Source organism: Endozoicomonas sp. SESOKO3, assembly GCF_024606255.1.
In genome coordinates this window covers 1-5398 of sequence record NZ_JAHHPR010000302.1, presented here as the reverse complement: position 1 = coordinate 5398, position 5398 = coordinate 1, and the positions used below count along the sequence as shown (strand labels likewise).

The following is a 5398-nucleotide window of genomic DNA, read 5'->3' as shown; positions in this document are numbered from 1 at the left end:
CAGGTCTGATTCAGACAGGCCAACAGCATGGGCATAAGGTGCCAGAGTATCCTGAGCATGGGTCAGGAATGCCAGAGTCCTGCGACCGTTATCAAAGGCAACATCGTCAAGAACGTAGTTGGCGATGAGCGCAGTAGCGTACTCTTGCATGCCGGCAACAGACTCTTTCATGCCTGCCGGGCCAGTGGCGGTCACGGTCACAGGAGTAAAGGCACTTTGCATGAATTCCTCAGTACCCTCGTCGGACAGCATCTGGACAACCTTCCTGAACTCAGGCACCTTGACGCCATGTTTATAACCAAGAAAGTGCTCAAATTCAGTCACTGTCTGATAACCATCGACACCTCTGACGGCCTTCATGTGGTGCTCAAGTTCAACCTTGCTGATCAGACCTTCACGCAGCAGAGCGATGATCCTGTTACCGCTGGCAGAACGGGCAGCGAAGTATTCCGGGAAGCTTTTCAGGTCCTTTGGTTCATACTCGACGTAGTGAATGCCTGCTTTGCCCATGCCGAGAATTTCGTCGTCGTATTCTTGTGCCCCTGTTGCTATCTCTTGCCTGGCGCGGTACGACAGAATCTGGACTTCTTTGAGAACTCTCGGAGGTTGAGATTCCGATGAGGATGTCCTCAGGCTTTTGAAAATTTCCACAATCCGACTGGCCTGATCAAACCTCAGATGGTTTCCGGCCAGTGCCCGCATGCGAATCGGTGCAAATTCATCGTCAAAATCGAAAGTCGTCAGCAATGGTATGGCCTTACCGCTTTCTCTTGCAACTACTGTCAGTCCAATTGCAGCGTCCAGGGCTTGCTTTTTAAGAGGGTGCTGCTGTGTGAATTTTTGGATAGCGTTCAGAACTTTTGCCTGTTTCGGCGTGTATTGGAAGGGACCGCCGTCACTTTGGATGGCTTCCTCTGCAGCCTTCAGGACTATCTTCATTCTCTCAATGTATGCTTTCCTGCTTTTAATCTCATCTTGCAGATGAACCTGTTCCTGAATCAGTTTTCGGATCCTGCCGCCAAAACCATCATTCCCGCCCAATTGTAGCTGTTTGTTTCTCAGGGCATTAAGCCGTTGTTCGTGGGTGTCATTGGCGTCTGGTTTAAGACCCACGGCTTCTTCAGTGGCGTCAAGAGCCACGTTTTGAAATTCCGTCAGAGCGACTTCTGCTTTTGATACAGCATCACTTGTTTGCTCCAGGGCCAAATTCAGCCTGACCATTTCGTTTTCATATACGGTTTTAGCCTGCTTATCGTAGTCTTCAAAATCGATAACTTCCTGTTTTTTTCGATCCAGATTCTCTTGTAAATTTCTCTCTTCAAGCCTTGCAAGGGTCACTTCCATACTCTTCCTGTCGTGCTCACGCAAGAATTGTGCGATCTGAGTGTACTTTTTCCAGGTTAAAATCACTTCACCCAATGCTTCATCGGATTGGTTCTGAACATCAGAATTTGCGTAGGCTGCAATGGCAATAAAGTAATCAGATTCTTCCTTCAATCCGAGGTCACCAGTCCGGATGTTCAGATTTGATTTGGTTCTGATTTCCTCAAGGACTTCATCTCGTTTTTCTGCACTGCATTCCAGCAGGAAGTGCTTGATGTCCCTCATTCGCTCTTCAGGGGTTTGCTCATCAACTGCAGCCAGACCCAACCCGATCTGAACATCTTTCATTCCTTGATTGAGAGCTGTTTTTTCTTTATCCGAGATATGTCGGAGATCAGCACGGTTCAACGCCAATACTACGTTTTTGCCACGAAGAGTCTTCAATCTGTGATAAACACCCGCCAGTTCACTTTCAGCTTTTTTAATGGCTCGCCTGGCCATCGCGACATCACGATCAAGGGCGAATCGGGGCTTATGCCCCAGGCGAGCCATTTGCCTGTCCAGTTCATTTTCAATGGCTGCGATACGCTCATCAACCTCGGGCTGACCCGCTTTAAGCACTTCTACATCCAGATGTTCAAGTTTTTCCTCAATTAGACAGTTCTGCTCGTCTATACCGGCATGACTTTTATAGCCCTTAATCTTGAGTTGAACAGCAATTTGATTGTTTCTGATTCTCTTGGCACCTTCATCGTCATAAGTTTCGATTACTTCTTCCATTAATTCCCGAATTTTCTTTCTTAGAGCATGCTGCTGGTCGGACAGATTGGCATCGTCTGCAAACCCTATCTGCAGATCACCGGCCAGTTTAGCTATGAAGATTTTTCCTTTTTCTTTGGCAGCAGGATTTACATGAGGGTGGATATTTAGCGCCTTCTCCATAGCGGTAAGATAATGTGCCTGTCGTTCTCTGGCTCGCTGATCAGATTCTTCGACTATAAATTTGAGACGATCACGAATACCAAAGAGTATGATATCCACCCCCACCAGCCCCGCCTTCAGATCTCTTTCCAGATGCTTCTCCAGGTCTGGTCTGTCAGCTTCCCACCAGACGAAGTTTTCCATCTTACTCAGCTCGTCATTTGGAACATCACCGCTATCAAGCCTTGTAAGAACCCTTTCCAGTCTTGTTGCTTTGTCGTCCCCTTCATTGATTTCGATCTTGAGTATTGCTTCCAGGGATTGCAGTGTGAACCAGGCCTCTTCCTCTGATTGCTGCCTGGCTTCTCTGATATATAGTCGCATGTCTTCAGAAATGACCTGACGTTGAAAATACACATCGTCCTTTTCTCTAAGGTGACTCTTCCTCCCCAGAGCTTTTCCCGCAGCACGGAGTGTCTCAAGTACTTCAGGCATGGCTTTTGAATGGCATGGTATGCTGATGTCTTTCAGTTCTTCTTCCAATGCTGCATTCTTGAGAAGCGTGTTGTAAACCATTGACTTCAGGGCATTGAGGTCTTCTGTCGTGATGTCTTGATTCAGTTCACTCGAATCAGGGGCGGAAGTCGCTGCCAGCGCAGATTTTCTGGCCCTGGTGTAAGAACTCTTTATGTCCTCTTGTTCATTTATTGTTTGGCTCGGTTGCAGAAACCCTTCCTGATTGACCTGAGCTGCCTTCTGCTTCGTGTACTGCTGAATGGTCAGGGAACGGACTTTAGGCTCCTTGTCGATATCCGGGATCAGATCGAGCTGGTGTTGAATCTTGGCCAGGCGATTGTGGATTACAGCATCAATCCGTTCTGTCTGTTGTTGCAGCTGCTGTTGCAGGTAATGCAGGATGGACTGATAACGTGCATTGAGATCGTTTTCATTGTTTGGAGTAATATCGAGCTGCTTTTCAATGTCGGCCATTTTTGTTTTCACAGCTTCTTCCAGAGGCTGTTCTATTGCGGCATCTGTTACAGCAACCGATCTTTTGATTTCATGAATTCTCTTTATGATCAGTCTTGCTTGTTCTTCTGGTGGCTGGCTATCATCCCAGTAATCAATACCAAGCATCTCTGCCAGTTGTGTGTTGTAAACCATACCGGTTTCTTTTATGGCATCATGGAGGTGTTGTTGCAGATACTGGATTCGTTCGACTTTATACTGAAGTTTCTGTGACTGCTCTTCCAGTTTTTTCAGCACTTTACGAATCAGTACGAGGTCATCTTCAACTTGTTGCTTGAGCTCAAGTGCTCTGTGTTTTTTCTTTTCATTGGCAGTAGCTGTCTCCGATATAAGCTCTAATTGGTTTTTAACCCGGATGAGTTCGCTTTTTGTTGCGATGTGCTCTTGCAGCTGTCTTTCCCACTCAACCGTTTGTCTGGCCATGTTGCTCACAACTTTGGCAGCAAACTGTTCGTTGTGGTTAAAAACATCGAGCTGTGATTCGACGACGACGGGTATAAGATTCATAATACCTTTAACGAAATTCTGACTGATCAGAAGCTCTTTGAGTGCGGGTTTGAAACTGAAGTGTTTGGCGAGTTGAATCTGCAACCAGGTTGGCGTGATGACAGACGAAGCGGCTCTGACATGCTCTGGTGTGAATTCAAATTCGACTGCCTGAGCTGGAGTGGCAATGGACAATGCCAGCTGGAGACATTCGTAGTATGAAAGCGCAAGCACTGCCAATTTATCTTCGTCTGTAAGCGTTGTCGGTTGATCTTTGTTAACTCCGGCGTCGTGCCGCGCAGCAAACCCCTCCAGCAGTGCCATCTGCCTGCTCCGAATGGCGTACTGGTAGCTTTTGACCCTGTACTTTTTAACCCATGTTGCAGCAGGGGCGGGGGTATTAGTCTCAGCTTCTACCCAGAGTTTATAGAGGTTTTCTACAAAAGCGATATCATCGGGATTCGGCTTCTGGCCTCGGAAAACAATAACCTCCCCGGGAGCTTCTTTTACTTCCAGCTTTGGGTAACCTGCAGGCGCTGGATAAACCCGCGTGTCATCCTCGACGTGAACAACATAGCCGACAGGTTTGCTGTGTGCTAACAGATCATTAAGGGCCTGCTGTTGTAAATTTTCTTCCAGGACATGAACCTGCATATAGGCAGAAGTGGCTGCCGCCAGGAGAGCCTCATCATTGACAAAGAGTGATTGACCCAAACGTTGCAGTTCAGGGGGCTGATCGTCTAAAGCGATAAGACGCATGAAGGTACGCCCATTGACTTCAACCTTTTCAACTTCAATGGTGGCAAGAGCGACGTAGTGATCGTTTGTTCCGAGGTTTCCTGCTCTGTCGCTGGCAACTTCCAGCACAGTAGCCAGTTGCTCGGGGCTGGCGATTTTAGTAAATGGTTCTAGTGCCTGGATGCATAGTACTTGATAACGGATGGCCTCAACTGAATCCTGATCGGTCATTCCGTCTCTGACTTCAATAAGCAGTTCCTTTTCTTCAAGGTTATGGGTGAACCTGAAGACGCCCTCACCACCCACTTTCAGAACTTTGGTGTATTTCTGAGCAACGTTATCCTCGTCTGTTTCAAACTGATCAACAGTGGAAACGCCACCATGAATACTGTAGAGAACTTCTGTAAAGCTCGTAGAAGGAAGGTCATAGCCCTCACTTCTTCGAGGCTCATAAGGGTAAGTGGTTGTAGAGGATTTGGCTATTGGCTGTTCGTTAAGACCTAAAGTTGGCTGAAGCATGACCTCACTCTGGATAAACTCCGCATATCCATTGCCCGGAATAACGGCAGATTTTGTCTGCAGCCTGCGATCGGCCAGTGCCTGTGTACCAATGATGGAAGAGCTGATGGCAACTGCCACTGCAAGACATAATGCATTGGGACGAGCACTTGTCATTCTGTTACCTCAGAGCTGAGTACTTTTGTCACCGGAAAAAGTGATGTTCACACCAGACGAGTAAGCAACGGTTAATCGTCCATGGCTGTCAATTGGCTGTCCTGTCAGCACTGTTTTTCCACTCGTAGAAGGTGCCCAAAGTGTAAGAGTAAGGAATACTTTCTGCGTGGAAGAATGACCATTTAGGTACATTGTCCCTGAAGTATTTCTCCCAGCCATGCTCGTA

The 5398-nt window shown here is 47.3% G+C and carries 1 protein-coding gene; it reads right to left on the bottom strand.

Annotated elements, in window-relative coordinates; translation table 11 throughout:
* A partial coding sequence (locus KDK18_RS05375) for a hypothetical protein (RefSeq protein ID WP_257253746.1) occupies positions 1-5172 on the bottom strand: 5172 nt, incomplete at its 3' end.
* Between the last annotated feature and the right edge of the window lie 226 nt (positions 5173-5398).